At 64.2% G+C, this 15,711-nt stretch carries 19 protein-coding genes and 1 pseudogene; 11 read left to right on the forward strand and 9 right to left on the reverse strand.

Features of this window, described 5'->3' with window-relative positions:
- Positions 1-3: 3 nt before the first annotated feature.
- Together speB and SJY40_RS12040 are read right to left on the reverse strand one after the other, a co-directional pair.
- Positions 4-966 carry an agmatinase gene (gene speB / locus SJY40_RS12035; protein ID WP_378946660.1) on the reverse strand — a complete coding sequence of 321 codons (963 nt, stop codon included), beginning with the start codon at positions 964-966 and terminating at the stop codon, positions 4-6.
- A 61-nt stretch (positions 967-1,027) separates the two neighbouring features.
- Positions 1,028-1,420, reverse strand: coding sequence for a rhodanese-like domain-containing protein (locus tag SJY40_RS12040; protein ID WP_378946663.1), 393 nt, complete (start codon positions 1,418-1,420; stop codon positions 1,028-1,030).
- A gap of 301 nt (positions 1,421-1,721) precedes the next feature.
- Between SJY40_RS12040 and rpsF the strand changes: the two genes are divergently transcribed.
- The 4 genes from rpsF to bmt all read left to right on the forward strand — a co-directional run bounded on the left by rpsF (position 1,722) and on the right by bmt (position 4,107).
- A complete protein-coding gene (gene rpsF, locus SJY40_RS12045; RefSeq protein WP_378946666.1) occupies positions 1,722-2,111 on the forward strand; it encodes a 30S ribosomal protein S6 in 390 nt (129 codons plus the stop codon).
- Positions 2,112-2,124: 13 nt separating this feature from the next.
- Positions 2,125-2,352, forward strand: a complete 228-nt coding sequence (gene rpsR, locus SJY40_RS12050; protein WP_042247758.1) for a 30S ribosomal protein S18 — start codon at positions 2,125-2,127, stop codon at positions 2,350-2,352.
- 12 nt (positions 2,353-2,364) lie between these two features.
- Positions 2,365-2,952, forward strand: a complete 588-nt coding sequence (gene rplI, locus SJY40_RS12055) for a 50S ribosomal protein L9 (RefSeq protein ID WP_378946669.1) — start codon at positions 2,365-2,367, stop codon at positions 2,950-2,952.
- A gap of 162 nt (positions 2,953-3,114) precedes the next feature.
- Positions 3,115-4,107 (forward strand): betaine--homocysteine S-methyltransferase, encoded by a 993-nt coding sequence (gene bmt / locus SJY40_RS12060; RefSeq protein ID WP_378946672.1) that lies wholly within the window; start codon positions 3,115-3,117, stop codon positions 4,105-4,107.
- Between the two features lie 4 nt (positions 4,108-4,111).
- Here bmt and SJY40_RS12065 read toward each other — a convergent pair whose 3' ends face one another.
- Positions 4,112-5,191, reverse strand: a complete 1,080-nt coding sequence (locus SJY40_RS12065) for a PA0069 family radical SAM protein (protein ID WP_378946674.1) — start codon at positions 5,189-5,191, stop codon at positions 4,112-4,114.
- Positions 5,192-5,297: 106 nt separating this feature from the next.
- Between SJY40_RS12065 and yghU the strand changes: the two genes are divergently transcribed.
- Positions 5,298-6,164: a glutathione-dependent disulfide-bond oxidoreductase gene (gene yghU / locus SJY40_RS12070; protein WP_378946677.1), complete on the forward strand. Its 867-nt coding sequence runs from the start codon at positions 5,298-5,300 to the stop codon at positions 6,162-6,164.
- 49 nt (positions 6,165-6,213) lie between these two features.
- On the opposite strand, the gene ilvC is transcribed toward yghU, so the two are convergent.
- Positions 6,214-7,236 carry a ketol-acid reductoisomerase gene (gene ilvC / locus SJY40_RS12075; RefSeq protein WP_378946680.1) on the reverse strand — a complete coding sequence of 341 codons (1,023 nt, stop codon included), beginning with the start codon at positions 7,234-7,236 and terminating at the stop codon, positions 6,214-6,216.
- A gap of 127 nt (positions 7,237-7,363) precedes the next feature.
- On the opposite strand from ilvC, the gene SJY40_RS12080 reads away from it, so the two are divergent.
- Positions 7,364-7,819, forward strand: coding sequence for an Lrp/AsnC family transcriptional regulator (locus tag SJY40_RS12080; RefSeq protein WP_378946682.1), 456 nt, complete (start codon positions 7,364-7,366; stop codon positions 7,817-7,819).
- Positions 7,816-8,274: an Lrp/AsnC family transcriptional regulator gene (locus tag SJY40_RS12085; RefSeq protein WP_378946685.1), complete on the forward strand. Its 459-nt coding sequence runs from the start codon at positions 7,816-7,818 to the stop codon at positions 8,272-8,274. Before SJY40_RS12080 ends, SJY40_RS12085 begins: the two co-directional genes overlap by 4 nt.
- A 65-nt stretch (positions 8,275-8,339) precedes the next feature.
- Here the strand turns inward: SJY40_RS12085 and ilvD are convergent, their stop codons facing one another.
- The 4 genes and pseudogenes from ilvD to SJY40_RS12105 all read right to left on the reverse strand — a co-directional run bounded on the left by ilvD (position 8,340) and on the right by SJY40_RS12105 (position 12,709).
- Positions 8,340-10,178, reverse strand: a complete 1,839-nt coding sequence (gene ilvD / locus SJY40_RS12090; protein ID WP_378946688.1) for a dihydroxy-acid dehydratase — start codon at positions 10,176-10,178, stop codon at positions 8,340-8,342.
- Positions 10,179-10,343: 165 nt separating this feature from the next.
- A complete protein-coding gene (locus SJY40_RS12095) occupies positions 10,344-10,658 on the reverse strand; it encodes a DMT family transporter (protein ID WP_378946691.1) in 315 nt (104 codons plus the stop codon).
- Between the two features lie 100 nt (positions 10,659-10,758).
- Positions 10,759-11,956, reverse strand: a pseudogene (locus tag SJY40_RS12100) (UbiH/UbiF family hydroxylase).
- A 75-nt stretch (positions 11,957-12,031) separates the two neighbouring features.
- On the reverse strand, positions 12,032-12,709 hold the full coding sequence (locus SJY40_RS12105; protein WP_378946694.1) for a pyrimidine 5'-nucleotidase: 678 nt from the start codon (positions 12,707-12,709) through the stop codon (positions 12,032-12,034).
- A 65-nt stretch (positions 12,710-12,774) separates the two neighbouring features.
- Here SJY40_RS12105 and SJY40_RS12110 point away from each other — a divergent pair, with 65 nt between their 5' ends.
- The 4 genes from SJY40_RS12110 (at position 12,775) to SJY40_RS12125 (ending at position 15,446) form a co-directional block, all read left to right on the forward strand.
- The gene (locus SJY40_RS12110) at positions 12,775-13,398 is read left to right on the forward strand and encodes a GntR family transcriptional regulator (protein ID WP_378946697.1); all 624 of its coding nucleotides are present in this window, start codon (positions 12,775-12,777) and stop codon (positions 13,396-13,398) included.
- A complete protein-coding gene (locus tag SJY40_RS12115) occupies positions 13,391-14,023 on the forward strand; it encodes a DNA-3-methyladenine glycosylase family protein (RefSeq protein ID WP_378946699.1) in 633 nt (210 codons plus the stop codon). The genes SJY40_RS12110 and SJY40_RS12115 overlap by 8 nt, the downstream gene beginning before the upstream one ends.
- Positions 14,020-14,676: an alpha/beta hydrolase gene (locus tag SJY40_RS12120; protein ID WP_378946701.1), complete on the forward strand. Its 657-nt coding sequence runs from the start codon at positions 14,020-14,022 to the stop codon at positions 14,674-14,676. Before SJY40_RS12115 ends, SJY40_RS12120 begins: the two co-directional genes overlap by 4 nt.
- A gap of 170 nt (positions 14,677-14,846) precedes the next feature.
- Positions 14,847-15,446 (forward strand): HNH endonuclease, encoded by a 600-nt coding sequence (locus tag SJY40_RS12125; protein WP_378948425.1) that lies wholly within the window; start codon positions 14,847-14,849, stop codon positions 15,444-15,446.
- A 13-nt stretch (positions 15,447-15,459) separates the two neighbouring features.
- Here SJY40_RS12125 and SJY40_RS12130 read toward each other — a convergent pair whose 3' ends face one another.
- Positions 15,460-15,633 carry a hypothetical protein gene (locus tag SJY40_RS12130; protein ID WP_378946704.1) on the reverse strand — a complete coding sequence of 58 codons (174 nt, stop codon included), beginning with the start codon at positions 15,631-15,633 and terminating at the stop codon, positions 15,460-15,462.
- Positions 15,634-15,711: the final 78 nt, after the last annotated feature.

The raw sequence follows: 15,711 nt of genomic DNA on the forward strand, positions 1-15,711 counted from the left end.
GGGTTACCCGCGCCTGTTCCAACCGTAAAGCGCGATCAGCTCGAACGCGACATGCGCACCCGCAATGGCTGTCGCGCCGGTGGTGTCATAGGGGGGCGAGACTTCGACCACGTCGCCGCCGATCATGTTGATGCCCGCCAGCCCGCGCAACAGCGCCGCCGCCTGCCAGCTGGCCAGCCCGCCCCAGACCGGCGTGCCGGTGCCGGGCGCAAAGGCGGGGTCCAACGCGTCGATATCGAAGGTGATGTAAACCGGGCGGTCGCCCACAACCGCGCGGATACGATCCAGCGTGGCCTGCACCCCGTCCTGATGCACCGATGGCGCATCAAGGATGGTCACGCCCAACGTGTCGGGGTTGTCGGTGCGGATGCCAATGCTGACGCAGGCGGCGGGATCAACCAGCCCCTGCTTGATGGCCTTATAAAGGAAGGTGCCGTGGTCGATGCGGTCGGGGTCGTCATCGACCCATGTGTCGGAATGGGCATCGAACTGGATCAGCGCAACGGGGCCGTGGCGTTCGGCCATGGCGCGCAGGATCGGCAGCGTGATGAAATGATCGCCGCCAAGCGTGATGGGGGCGGCCCCCGCATCCATGATCGTGCCGATGTGGGCGGTAACGCGGGCGGGAACATCGCGGATATTGGCGTAATCGAAAGGCATGTCACCGTAATCGGCGACGTTCAGAACGCTTAGCGGGTCATAGCCCCAGCCGTATGGCGCGTCGAAGGCCTGCAGGGTCGATGCCTCGCGGATGGCGCGGGGGCCAAAGCGCGTGCCGGGGCGGTGGGTGACGGCCTGATCGAAGGGGACGCCCGTGACGGCCACATCCACCCCGGTCAGGTCCTTGGTGTAACGACGGCGCAAAAAGCTGGTGGCGCCGCCAAAGGCGTTCTCGAACGACAGGCCGCGCGGATCAGCCCGCGTGAAGGCCTGATCCACTTGCGTCTTTGCGTCTTCCAGCGCCATCGTCATCCCCTTGATTGCGGCGCTCAGACTGCCCTGCAGCCCCCGCCCCCGCAAGAGGTCATCAGCCGGACTTGCCCGCAGGCGCCACCACCGGCGCCCCCGATGCCATATCCGTGCCGCGATAAGGCTGGCCGGCCTCTTTCCACGCGGCAAACCCGCCCTGCATGTGCGCGATACGGTCTGTCACTCCCGTGGTCAGAATCTGCCGTGCCACCTTTTCCGACCGCATGGAAGACCCGCAATAGAGCACCACCGGCTTGTCGCCGCCCAAGGGCAGTCGTTCGGGCACAATGAAAGCCATGGGCGCCAGCAGCGCACCTTGGATCTGTTCGAACATGTATTCCGCAGGGGTGCGCACATCGATCAGCGCGATCTCATCGGCTTTCACGGCGGCCGCGACTTCGGCGACGGTCCATGTTTCCAGCCTGCCGGGTCCGATATTTTCTGTCTGCATGTCAAAGGCTCCTCGAACTGGTTGGCAGGTATCACCTCAACTCTGGCCGCCTGCATCGGGGTCCATGCGACGTGGCATGGCGGACAGTTATCTTTCGCACCGGAAATGCCGGACGCGTCGCCCCCTTGCGGCATTCCCCCGCGGAAGGCGCCGTCAGCCGCCCGAATCACCTTGCATCATCAGCAATCGCTGCTATGAAGCCCCATCCTTCCGCCTGTATCCAGAAACTGCGCAGCCTCTCGTGACGGGTGCGGAAGGGACGACCCGTCGATGAAATGCGCTATAATTCGAAAGGATCGCCATGTCTCTGTATGAGCATGTGCTGATCGCCCGCCAGGACCTGTCGAACACGCAGGCCGAAGGGCTGATCGAACACTTCTCGACCATTCTTGCCGACAATGGTGGCAAGGTCGTCGAACACGAATACTGGGGTGTCCGCACCCTGGCCTACAAGATCAACAAGAACCGCAAGGGCCATTACGCCTTCCTGCGCACCGACGCCCCGTCGTCGGCCGTGCTGGAAATGGAACGCCTGGCCCGCCTGCATGATGACGTGATGCGCGTGATGACCATCCGCGTGGACGAGCATCAGGAAGGCCCCTCGGTCCAGATGCAGAAGCGCGAAGAGCGTGGCGATCGTCCCCGTGGCGGCGACCGTGGTGACCGCGGCGAACGCCGCGAGCGGAACTGAGGAGATCTGAGACATGGCGAACAAACCGTTCTTCCGTCGTCGCAAAGTCTGCCCCTTCTCGGGCGACAACGCACCTGCGATCGACTATAAAGACACCCGTCTGCTGCAGCGCTATATCAGCGAACGCGGCAAAATCGTGCCTTCGCGCATCACCGCTGTCTCGGCCAAGAAGCAACGTGAGCTGGCTCGCGCCATCAAGCGCGCACGCTTCCTTGCCCTGCTGCCCTACGTCGTGAAGTAAGGAGACTAACACATGCAAGTCATCCTGCTGGAACGCGTGGCGAAACTTGGCCAGATGGGCGAAGTCGTCAACGTGAAACAGGGCTATGCCCGTAACTTCCTGCTGCCGCAGAAAAAGGCTCTGCGCGCTTCGGACGCCAACATCAAGGCATTCGAAGGCCAGAAGGCTCAGCTGGAAACCCGCAACGCGGAATCCAAGGCAGACGCCGAAAAGATCGCAGCCAAGCTGGACGGCGAAGCTTTCGTCGTCATCCGCTCGGCTTCCGATTCGGGCGCGCTTTACGGTTCGGTCACGACCCGTGACGCAGCCGACGCGGCCACCGAAGCCGGCTTCTCGGTCGATCGCAAGCAGGTCGTCCTGCGCGAGCCGATCAAGTACCTGGGCATGCACGACGTCACCGTCGTTCTGCACCCGGAAGTCGAAGCGACGATCACCATGAACGTCGCACGCTCCAACGAAGAGGCTGAACTGCAGGCGCAGGGCAAGTCGATTCAGGACATGGCTGCCGAGGCAGATGCCGAAGCCGAATTCGAGATCGCCGAACTGTTCGACGACATCGGCGGTGCCAACGATGACGAAGGCGACGACGATCGCAACTGATCGATGGACATCTTCGGACTAAATCGACCGCGCCGGGAAACCGGCGCGGTTTTTCATACGTTCATGTAAAAATTGTTCCACCACATGGCTTTATTTGACATGGACTTGATGCTTTCGGATCCCGACACGGGGTCGATGACCCTGCCTGCGAAGGATAAGACGATGACCGACGCGCTCAGCCGGATGCTGGAAACCGCCCCTTTCGTGCTGGCCGACGGGGCGACGGGAACCGCCCTGTTCAACATGGGTCTGGACGGCGCAACCCCGCCCGAGATGTGGAACGCCAGCCATCCCGACCGCATCGCCGCCCTGCATCGCAGCGCCATCGAGGCCGGATCCGATCTGTTCCTGACCAACAGCTTTGGCGCCAATGCCAGCCGGTTGCATCTGCAAGGCGCATCCCACCGCGTGACCGAGCTGAACCGCCTTGCCGCCAGCATCGCCCGCGATCAGGCCGACCGCGCGGGCCGCAAGGTCATCGTGGCGGGCAGTATGGGTCCCATCGGCGAATTCATGGCCCCCATGGGCAGCCTGACCCGCGCCCGCGCGACCGAGATGTTCCACGAACAGGCGCAGGCGCTGAAAGACGGCGGGGCGGACATCCTCTGGGTCGAGACGCTGAGTTCCATCGATGAGATGAAGGCCGCAGCCGAAGCCGCGCGTCTGGTTGACATGGCCTGGTGCGGATCGCTCAGCTTCGACACGGCGGGGCGTACGATCATGGGCACCACCTCGGCCGAGCTGTCATCGGCGGTGGAACGTCTGCCGAACCCGCCCGTGGCCTATGGCGCGAATTGCGGCATCGGGGCATCGGACCTGTTGCGCACGGTGACAGGGTTTGTCGCATCGGGCAATGAACGCCCGATCATCGCCAAGGGCAATGCGGGCGTCCCGCACATGCATGACGGCAACATCCATTACGACGGCACCCCCGAACTGATGGCCGATTACGCCGTCCTGGCCCGCGACATGGGCGTGCGGGTCATCGGCGGCTGCTGCGGCACCATGCCCGAACATCTGCGCGCCATGCGCGAGGCGCTGGAGACGCGGCCCGCCGGTCCCCGCCCGACGCTGGAACAGATCACCATGCTGCTGGGGCCGTTCAGCTCGGCCAATGACGGGACCGAGGGCCAGATCATCGGCCGCCGCCACTGACCCTTCAGAACAACGACATCTGGTCGCCTGCCCTGGGCGGGCGGCCAAAGCGGCTGCAATCCAGCGCCGGCTGCCCTTCGCGATAGCCAAGCCGCTTGCGGGCCAGCCGGAAGCGCTGCATCGCCAGCTGCGCCTCCACCCCTTCGCCCCGGAACCTGTGACCAAAGCGCGGATCGTTGTCGCGCCCGCCGCGCATCGCCTGAATGCGGTTCATCACATGGGCGGCCATGCCGGGCCGGTGGCGTTCCAGCCAGTCGCGAAACAGCGGCGCGACTTCGTGCGGCAGGCGGACGGGGATCATGCTGGCGGTGGTGGCCCCGGCCTCGCGCGCGGCGGTCAGGATGGCCTCGATCTCGGGTTCGGTCAGCACGGGGATGACGGGGGCGACCATGACGCGGACGGGCACACCCGCGCGGGACAGGTCCCGGATCATTCGCAGACGGGTCGCGGGGGTCGGCGCGCGTGGCTCCATCGCGCGGGCAAGGGCCGGATCCAGCGTCGTGATGCTGACCCCCACCGTCGCCATGTCGCGCGCCGCCAGCTCGGCCCAGAGGTCCAGATCGCGCAGCACCGTCTGCCCCCGCGTGATCAGCGTCGCGGGGTGGTTCCAGTCGCGCAGCACTCGCAGGATGCCGGGCATGATCGCCAGCTTCGCCTCGGCCGGCTGATAGGGGTCGGTGTTGGTCCCAAGCGCGATCGGCGCGGGCTTATAGCTGGGCCGCCCCAATTCCCGTTCCAGCAGGTCCGCAGCGCCTTCCTTGGCGGTGATGCAGGTTTCGAAATCCAGCCCCGGCGACAGGCCCAGATAGGCGTGGCTGGGCCGCGCATAGCAATAGATGCAGCCATGCTCGCAACCGCGATAGGGGTTGATCGACCGGTCGAACGGCACATCCGGCGAGGTGTTCCGCGTGATGATGCTGCGCGGGCGTTCCATGGTGATCTGTGTGCGCAACAGGTGGTCGTCTTCGGGGATGTCCCAGCCGTCGTCCTGACGTTCGCGGGCCAATGCTTCGAACCGTCCGTCGGGGCGGGTGTCTGCGCCACGGGCCTTCAGGCGTTCGTCGGGATCGCGCGGGGGAAGCATGGCGCCATTATAGAACATAAGCGGAACATTTGCCAAGTCCCCGCCGCGGGTTGATGTTTGGCAAACCCCACCACATCTTGAGGGTCAGTCAACGACAGGACATCATATGACCGAAGACTATACCCCGCCCAAGGTCTGGACACCCGGCAAGGAAAACGGAGGCAAATTCGCCAGCATCAACCGCCCCACGGCAGGCAAGACGCACGACAAGGAACTGTCGGTCGGCAAGCACCCGCTGCAGCTTTATTCGCTGGCCACGCCGAACGGCCAGAAGGTGACCATCATGCTGGAGGAGCTGCTGGAGGCAGGGCATGCCGGCGCGGAATACGATGCCTGGCTGATCGATATCGGCGAGGGCGACCAGTTTTCCAGCGGCTTCGTGGACGTGAACCCGAATTCCAAGATCCCGGCGCTGATGGACCATTCGGTGACGCCCGCGCAGCGCGTCTTCGAAAGCGGATCAATCCTGCTGTATCTGGCCGAGAAATTCGGAGCCTTCCTGCCCAAGGACCATGCCGCGCGGACCGAGACGCTGAACTGGCTGTTCTGGCAGATGGGCGCAGGCCCCTATCTGGGCGGCGGCTTCGGGCATTTCTATGCCTATGCGCCGGTCAAGATCGAATATGCCATCGACCGCTTTACCATGGAGGTCAAGCGTCAGCTGGACCTGCTGGACCAACGCCTGGCCGACAACCGCTTCATCGCGGGCGATGAATACACCATTGCCGACATGGCGATTTTCCCCTGGTATGGTCGCCTAATCACCGGTGGCGCCTATGGCGATGCCGCGACCTTCCTTGATGCCGCCAGCTACAAGAACCTGCACCGCTGGCAGCAGGAGATTGCCGCCCGCCCCGCCGTCCAGCGCGGCGTGATGGTCAACGCGACCTCGGGCGACCTGTCCAAGCAGCTGCATGAACGCCATGACGCGTCGGACTTCCAGACCCGCACGCAAGACAAGCTGGAGAAATGAAAAAAGCCCGGGCGATTGCCCGGGCTTTCCAAATCAGCAGGTCCGCAGATCAGTTGCGGGCCTTGTCAACCATCTTGCCCTTAGAGATCCAGGGCATCATTTCGCGCAGCTTGGCACCGACCTGTTCGATCTGATGTTCGTCGTTCGAACGGCGCGAGGCTTTCAGCGTCGGCTGGCCAACCTGGTTTTCCAGCATGAAGTCGCGGACGAATTTGCCCTGCTGGATGTCGGTCAGAACTGCCTTCATGCGGGCCTTGGTTTCCTCGTAGGGCAGGATGCGCGGGCCGGTGACATACTGGCCGTATTCCGCCGTGTTCGAGATCGAGTAGTCCATGTTGGCGATGCCGCCTTCATAGATCAGGTCGACGATCAGCTTCACTTCGTGCAGGCACTCGAAATAGGCCATCTCGGGGGCATAGCCCGCTTCGACCAGCGTTTCGAAGCCGCAGCGGATCAGCTCGACCAGACCACCGCACAGAACGGCTTGTTCGCCGAACAGGTCGGTTTCGCATTCTTCGCGGAAGTTGGTCTCGATGATGCCCGAACGGCCGCCGCCGATGGCCGAGCAATAGGACAGGCCGATATCCATGGCCTTGCCCGAAGCGTCCTGATGGATCGCGACCAGGCAGGGCACGCCGCCGCCCTTGACGTATTCTCCGCGGACAGTGTGGCCGGGGCCCTTGGGGGCCATCATGATGACATCGACGCCGGGCTTCGGCTCGATCAGGCCGAAGTGCACGTTCAGGCCGTGGGCGAAGGCGATCGCCGCGCCGTCGCGCAGGTTGTCATGGACGTATTTCTTGTAGGTCTCGGCCTGCAGCTCGTCGGGCATAGTGAACATGATGACATCGCACCATGCGGCCGCTTCGGCGATGCCCATGACCTTCAGGCCCTCGCCTTCGGCCTTGGCGGCCGAGGGGCTGCCTTCGCGCAGAGCGACGACGACGTTCTTGGCACCCGAATCGCGCAGGTTCAGCGCATGGGCATGGCCTTGGCTGCCATAGCCAAGAATAGCGACCTTCATCTCTTTGATGAGGTTCACGTCGCAATCGCGGTCGTAGTAAACGCGCATGATGAAATCCTTCTTATCTGCTGACATGGTTATAGCCCGCAAACACCGATGACATCGTGCAATCGCCACATGATTTTCAATCTTTCGGAAAGGATCATGCTTGTTTATAGCCTAAGATATGAAATTCATGCCTGACGATACGGATCGCCGCATACTTCGCCACATGATGGCGGACCCCTCGGCATCGAACGCCCAGTTGGCCGAACGGGCAGGCGTCACCACCGCCAGCCTGTGGCGGCGCATCGAACGCCTGCGCGAGGCCGGGGTGCTGAAGGGCGTTCAGGCCCGCATTGACTGGCGCGCCTTGGGGTGGGAGGTTCAGGTCAGCCTGCGCTTCACCTTGGACAAGACGAACCCCCGCGCCTTCGACGAATTCCTGGCAGCCGTCCGCGACGTCCCCGAGGTGATCGAGATCCAGAGCTTTCTGGGCAGTGTCGATTGGCGCTTGTCGGTGATTGCCCGCGACATGGCGCATTGGCAGCAGGTCTATCGCGATCGCATCCTGACCCTGCCCCATATCGCCGATATCGATGCACTGATGCTGGTTTCCACCATCAAGGACAGCGAGGATCTGGCCCTGTGACCGATCTGGACGACACCGACCGCGCCATTCTGCGCATCGTGGTGCAGGATGCCATCCAAAGTGCCGCGCAGGTCGGTCGAGCCGTGGGCATCGGCCAACCCGCAGCTTGGCGGCGCATCAAGCGGCTTACCGATCACGGCATCATCGCGGGTCGGCGGGTGATGCTGGACAATGCCGCCTTGGGGTTTGGCGTCACGGTCTTTCTGGGCATCCGCCTTGCCGCCAAGGGCCGCACCAGCCTTGAGGATTTCGAACGCGCCGTCACTGCCATTCCCGAGGTGCAGCTTGTCCAGCACGTTCTGGGCCAGTTCGATTACCGCCTGCGCATCACCGCCCGCGACATCACCGATTTCGAACGCATCCTGCGTCGGCGCATCATGACTCTGCCCGGCATCGGTCAGGTCGAGGCGAACGTCATGCTGTCCGAAGAAAGACGACCGGGGCCGTTGGGATAGCGCAGGCCCCGATGCCGCATCGCGGGGGGGCCTGCGTTGATTGGGTATTTGGACAACCGAGAAGATCAGTCCGGAATCATCCGCACCGCACCCTTGGCAGCACTGGTGGTCATGGCCGCATAGGCCCGCAGCGCGGTCGAAACCTGACGCTTGCGCGGCTTTTCAGGCTTCCAGCCGGCAGCTTCGCGCTTTTCGCGGCGGGCGGCCAAGGTGGCATCGTCGACGACCAGTTCGATCAAGCGGTTCGGAATGTCGATGCGGATCAGGTCGCCCTGTTCGGCCAGTCCGATGGTGCCGCCTTCGGCAGCCTCGGGCGAGACGTGGCCGATCGACAAGCCCGACGACCCACCCGAGAAGCGGCCATCGGTCACAAGCGCGCATTCCTTGCCCAGCCCTTTGGATTTCAGATAGCTGGTCGGATACAGCATTTCCTGCATTCCCGGCCCGCCGCGCGGACCTTCGTAGCGGATCAGCACGACCTCTCCGGGTTTGACCTTGCCGGTCAGGATGGCACTGACGCTGTCATCCTGACTTTCGAAGATATGGGCAGGCCCTTCGAACTTCAGGATCGATTCGTCCACGCCCGCGGTTTTCACGATGCAGCCATCCTCGGCCAGGTTGCCGTAAAGCACCGCCAGACCACCATCCTTGGAAAACGCATGTTCCGCGCTGCGGATGACGCCGTTTTCACGGTCAAGATCGACGGTTTCAAAACGCTGGCTTTGCGAGAATGCGACCTGCGTCGGCACGCCACCGGGTGCCGCGCGATAGAAATCATGCACGGCCTCGGACTGGGTGCGCGACACGTCCCAACGGTCCAGCGCCTGCGCCAGCGTTCCCGAATGCACGCTGCCCACGGATGTATCCAGTAGGCCTGCCTTATCCAGCTGACCAAGGATCGCCATGATCCCGCCCGCACGGTGGACATCCTCCATATGGACATCGTCCTTGGCAGGCGCGACCTTGCACAGCACCGGAACCTGCCGCGACAGGCGGTCGATGTCGGACATGGTGAAATCGATGCCTGCCTCATGCGCGGCGGCCAACAGGTGCAGCACCGTATTGGTGGACCCGCCCATGGCGATATCCAGTGTCATGGCGTTTTCGAAGGCCGCGAAATTGGCGACGTTGCGCGGCAGAACCGAGAAATCATCGCCTTCATAATGACGGCGTGCCAGATCGACGATCAGGTGGCCCGCTTCGACGAACAGGCGCTGACGGTCGGCATGGGTGGCCAAGGTGGAGCCGTTGCCCGGCAGGGACAGGCCCAAAGCCTCGGTCAGGCAGTTCATTGAATTGGCGGTGAACATGCCCGAACAGGACCCGCAGGTGGGGCATGCCGAGCGCTCGATCGCCTCGACCTGTTCGTCGGAATACGAATTGTCGGCGGCGGCGACCATGGCATCGACCAGATCCAGCGCCTTCAGCTTGCCGTCTTCCAAGACCAGCTTGCCGGCCTCCATCGGGCCGCCCGACACGAAGACGGTGGGGATGTTCAGGCGCAGGGATGCCATCAGCATGCCCGGCGTGATCTTGTCGCAGTTGCTGATGCAGACCATCGCATCGGCGCAATGCGCGTTGACCATGTATTCGACGCTGTCAGCAATCACTTCACGCGAGGGCAGCGAATAGAGCATACCGTCATGGCCCATCGCGATGCCGTCATCCACGGCGATGGTGTTGAATTCCTTGGCGATCCCGCCAGCGGCCTCAACCTCGCGGGCGACCATCTGGCCCAGATCCTTCAGGTGGACGTGGCCGGGAACGAACTGCGTAAAGCTGTTGACGATGGCGATGATCGGCTTGCCGAAATCGCTGTCCTTCACGCCGGTCGCACGCCACAGGCCACGCGCGCCTGCCATGTTGCGGCCATGAGTGGTTGTGCGGGAACGATAGGCGGGCATGGCTGATCTCCTTTGGCTGCCGTTGCGTTTAGCACTGTGCTTGGCGGAATGAAATTACCCAAAGCACGTCGTTTGCATGGTTTTCGGTCCCTTTGGGGTCAGAAACCCCCTGCAGGGGGTCCGGGGGATGCAGTCCCCCGGCCGTCGCGGGACGCAATGGCGGTGTCAGGACGCGACCTTCATCAGGACGATCCCCGCCAGAATCAGCGTCGCCGCCAGAATGCTCAGCGGCGTGATCGGCTCACCCATCAGGGCCATGCCGACCGCAAGGCTGCCAATGGCGCCAATACCGGTCCAGACCGCATAGGCCGTTCCCAATGGCAGGCTGCGCATCGCCAGCGACAGCAGCCAGAAGGATGCGACCATCCCGACCAGCATCACCGCCGTGGGCGCAAGCCTGCTGAAGCCATGCGATTGCTTCATGGCGGTGGACCAGACGACCTCAAGAAGGCCCGCGAAGAAAAGCTGGATCCAGGGCATCACCCGCTCCGGTTCGGACCGGGCCGTCCCGGAGGTTCCACTTCGTGCCGGGGTCGTCCCCGGGCACCCGACCTATGTGCGACCCCGACCCCGATCAAGGTCAGCGCAGACCCAGTCCCGCCTTCATCATCAACCGGCGCATCGGCGCGATGCCGTAAAGCCCGCCCAATGCCGCCGCACGCAGGTCGCGCAGCGGGCGCATCTGCGCCTGACTGGCACGGTTCAGCGCGTCGATGCCCAGCATCCGCGCATGGGCTTCGGGACGGCGCGTTCGCTCGAATTTTGCCAGTGATTCCGCACTGCCGGGATCGGCCTTCGACAACTCCAGCAGGGCACCCAGATCGGCAAGGCTCATGTTCAGCCCCTGCGCGCCGATGGGCGGCAGAACGTGGGCGGCCTCGGCGATCAGCGCGGTGCGGGGACCGGTAAAGCGGTCGGCGATCTGGCTGATGATCGGCCATTCGGTCAGGCGGGTGGCCACGCGCAAATGCCCCAGCACGCCCGCGGAACGCGCATTCACCTCGGCCTCGAATTCTTCGGGCGGCAGGGCGGCCAAGCGGGCGGTTTCGCGGCCATTCTCCATCCAGACAATCGCGGATGAGGGTTTTCCGTCGCGGTCCGGCAGCGGCACCAGCGTGAAGGGCCCGCCCGACCGATGCACCTCGGTCGAGACATTGTGATGCGGCTGGTCATGCGTCACCGCAAAGGCCAGCGCCTTCTGACCATAGCGCAACGTGCGGACCCCGATCCCAAGCGCCTGACGCACCGGCGAGTTGCGCCCGTCCGCCCCGACCAGCAGCCGCGCCTTGATCCGGCGACCGTCCGACAAGGTCACGATGGCCCCTTCGTCGCGCGCGACCACGCCTGCGGTGCCCGTGCCGGGCTGGAAACGCACCGTCTGCAATTGCTGCAAACGGGCCGAGATCTCCCGCCGCAGCAGCCAGTTGGGCAGATTCCAGCCAAAGGGTTGGTCGCCGATCTCGGCGGCATCGAAGTCACGCGTCAGGCGCGGGGTCGGTTCCGCGCCGCCTGCATCCACGATCCGCATGACCTGCAGGGCCGTCGCATGAGGCGCCAGCCGTTCCCAAAGCCCGATCTGTTCCAGCAGTTGCACCGAGGGCGTCAGGAACGCCGTGGACCGCAGGTCGGCCCCCGCCGCGCCTTCATCGGTGACAAGCGGCGCGGGGTTCGACGCAGAGGACCGAGAACCCCTCGGCCCCGAAAGCCCCCGCCGTGATCAGACCGGCGATTCCGCCGCCCGAGATCAGGATGTCGATATCGTCGATCTTGCCCGTCATGGCCTTGCCCCTTTGCTGGCATCCATCCTGTCCCCATTCCTGCGCAGGGGCCAGATGTCCGGCTGTCGCAGGTCGTCACTCACGCGTCAGACCGCGCAGGAATGCGGTCAGATCGTCGGTCCGATATTCCACATGCGGCCCGTGATCGGTCACGCCTTCCAGCGCGTCGGGACCATGCCGCCCCTGCCCCACCAGAACCGTCCGCATCCCCAACGCATGGGGGATCGCCAGGTTGCGGGGGTCGTCCTCGAAGAAAGCCGCCTGTCGCGGGTCGATCCCCGCGGAATTCAGCACGCGGTCAAAGGCCGTGGCGGCGGGCTTGGGGTGGAAGCCGGTTTCCTCGATCCCGAAGACGGCTTCGAACAGGGCCGGATCGGCCAGCCCCCGCGCCGCCAGAACGCGCCGCGCATAGGTGGCATCGCCATTGGTGTGGATGATCCGCCGACCCGGCAGCGCGGCGATCGCGTGGGCCAGTTCAGGCGCGGGATCCAACACCGAAAAATCGATGTCATGCACGTCGGCCAGATAATGCCCCGCATCCACGTCATGTTCGGCCATCAGCCCCGCCAGCGTGGTGCCGTGCAGCCGCCAGTATTCCGCCCGCAGCCGGTCGGCATCGCCCTGCGGGACACCCAGCACGTGCATCATATAGGCCGTCATCCGCAGCTCGATCTGGGAAAACAGCTGGGCTTCGGGCGGGTAAAGGGTGTTGTCCAGATCGAAGATCCAGACACGAACATGAGAAAAATCCATGTATCTCCCATAGCTTGGCGCGGGGATGCTTGCAATTCGCCGCAGCAAGGCCAATCGTGTCGCCCATGAAAGACGCCTATTCCTTGATCCTGACCGCGATCGAAAGCGGCACCTATCGCCCGGGCGACCGGCTGGTCGAATCCGAACTGGCGGAACGCTTCGGCGTGTCGCGCACCCCCGTGCGCGAGGCGCTGCAGCGGCTGGAGACCCAAGCCATGCTGGTCCGGGACGGGCGCAGCCTGATCGTGGCGTCGCTGGATCACAACCAGCTGGCGGAACTCTATGTCGTCCGCGCCGAGCTGGAGGCCCTGGCCGCACGCCTTGCCGCCCGCCACGCCACGCCCGAAGAAACCCGCGTGCTGGCCCATATGGTTGCGGAAGACCACAAATCCGCAGGCGACCCCGAGGCCTTGGCCCGCGCCAACAAACGCTTCCACCGCCAGATCCATCTGGCATCCCACAACCGCTATCTGGTGCAGCAGCTTGATCTGGTCCACCGCACCATGGCACTGATGGCCCGCACTTCGCTTGCCGCCGAAGGCCGCAGCGAAACCGCGCTGGCCGAACATGCCCGCATTGTCGAGGCGATTGCCGCAGGCGATGCCGATGCCGCCGATCAGGCGCTGCGGCAGCATATCTCGATGGCATGGGAAACGCGGCTGAAGCTGGAAGCGCGCGAAGGTGCCTGAGGCACGGATCATCACCACCCAAGCCGATATCGACGAAGGCTGCGCGCATCTGGCCCGCGCCTGCCCCATCTGGGCGAAGACCCTGCCAGAACTTGGCCCCCTGCCCCTGCGCCGCCGCGACGACGGGTTCGAAGCCATCGCCAGCGCCATCGTCGGCCAGCAGATCTCGATCGCGGCGGCGGGCGCCATCTGGGGCCGGATGCAGGATGCGGGACTGCTGACCGAAGCCGCCATCTGCGATGCCAGCGACGAGGACCTGCGCGCGGCGGGGCTGTCGCGGGCCAAGCAGCGTTATCTACGTGGCATCGCCAATGCCGGGATCGATTGGCACGCCCTGCGCGACATGCCCGACGATGCGGCCATCGCCCGTCTGATCGCCCTGCCCGGCATCGGCATCTGGACCGCCGAGATCTATCTGAAATTCGCCCTTGGCCGCGCCGATGTCATCGCCGCCGGCGATCTGGCCCTGCAAGAGGCCGCGCGCATCATGTACGACCTGCCCGCCCGCCCCACGCCAGCCGTGCTGCGGCAGCTGGCCGAACCATGGCGTCCATGGCGTGCGGTTGCGGCACGGGGGCTGTGGGCCTATTACCGCTTGGCCAAAGGACGCGAGGGAACATCATGACCGCACCGCTGACATCCGCCCGCAAGGGGCCCGCCAAGGCACGCTCGGTCGTGATCTTCGTGCATGGCTATGGCGCCGACGGGGCCGACCTGTTGGGTCTGGCCGATCCGCTGGCCCCGCATCTGCCTGATACTGCCTTCTATGCCCCGAACGCGCCGCAGCCTTGCACCGGCAATCCGATGGGCTTCCAGTGGTTCCCCATCCCGTGGCTGGATGGATCCTCCGAGGCACAGGCCCAGGCCGGAATGGCCGAGGCCGCCATCGCCCTGAACGCCTTCATTGACAAGGTGCTGGCCGATGAGGGCCTGACCCCCGACCGGCTGGCGCTGGTGGGCTTCTCGCAGGGCACGATGATGTCGCTGCATGTCGCCCCCCGCCGCGACGCCGAAATCGCCGGCATCGTCGGCTTTTCGGGTCGTCTGCTGACGCCTGAGACCTTGCAGGCCGAGACTCGCGTCAAGCCGCCGGTGCTGCTGATCCATGGCGATCAGGACCCGGTCGTGCCCTTCGCCGACATGGATCTGGCAGGCACCGCGCTGCAGAACGCAGGCTTTACCGTCTATGGCCATGTCATGAAGGGCACCGCCCATGGCATTTCCCAAGACGGGCTGTCTGCGGCGCTGTCCTTCTTGCATGAACGGCTGCCGCGCTAGGCAGTCCTCTGCCTTTCACCTGTCACGCTGCTGTCATCGCGGGCGTCTAATCTGGTCCCCGGGCCGGATCGGACGCGCAGGCTTGCCAGATGCCCGTCGCGATATATAGTCGAGCCATGGATTTGACGGGCGCGCTGGTCACACCACCACCGCGCAGGTGGAAGGGCGACATGCTGGACGATCATCACCACAGCGAATTCCGGACGCAATTCGTGCGCGAACCGGCCAATCTGCGCCATTTTCCGGCGCTGGTGCTGAACGCCGACTACAGGCCACTCAGCTATTACCCTCTGTCGCTGTGGCCTTGGCAAGAAGCGATCAAGGCCGTCTTCCTGGACCGCGTCCAGATCATCGCCGAATACGACCAGGAGGTCCGAAGTCAGCGACAGGCCTTCCGGATCCCTTCGGTTGTCGTCCTCAAAGATTATGTCAGACCCCAGAAGCGCGTGGCATTCACGCGCTTCAATTTATTTCTGCGGGACGAATTCTGCTGCCAGTATTGCGGAGGCAAGGGCGATCTGACCTTCGATCACGTCGTGCCCCGGTCGCGCGGCGGCGTCACCAGCTGGGAAAACGTCGTCGCTGCATGTTCGCCTTGCAACCTGCGCAAGGCCAACCGCAGCCTGCGCCATTCCGGCATGCATCTGCGCAAACCGGCCAAGCAGCCGACTTCGGATGAAATGCACGCCATTGGACGGCGTTTTCCGCCGAATCACCTGCACGACAGCTGGATGGATTTTCTGTATTGGGACGCGGAACTGGACAGCTGATCAGCCGCCATCATCAACCGTCGTGATCATGCCCGCTGCGGTGGTTCAGATGCACCAGCAACGCCGCACTTAGCGCCAGCAGCGGCACAGCGATGGGCGACCAACCTGCGGCAATGCTGATCCACAGCGTCAGGGCGGCCCCCAGAACGACCGCGGCGATCAGCATCAGGAAATGGGTCAACGGCATGGGACACTCCTCTCCTTGCGATCAATATGGGACCTATCGCCCGCATTGAAAACCCCGTGCGTCAAATCGCCGGAACTT

The sequence above is a fragment of the Paracoccus sp. R86501 genome, assembly GCF_042466435.1.
GTDB lineage: Bacteria > Pseudomonadota > Alphaproteobacteria > Rhodobacterales > Rhodobacteraceae > Paracoccus.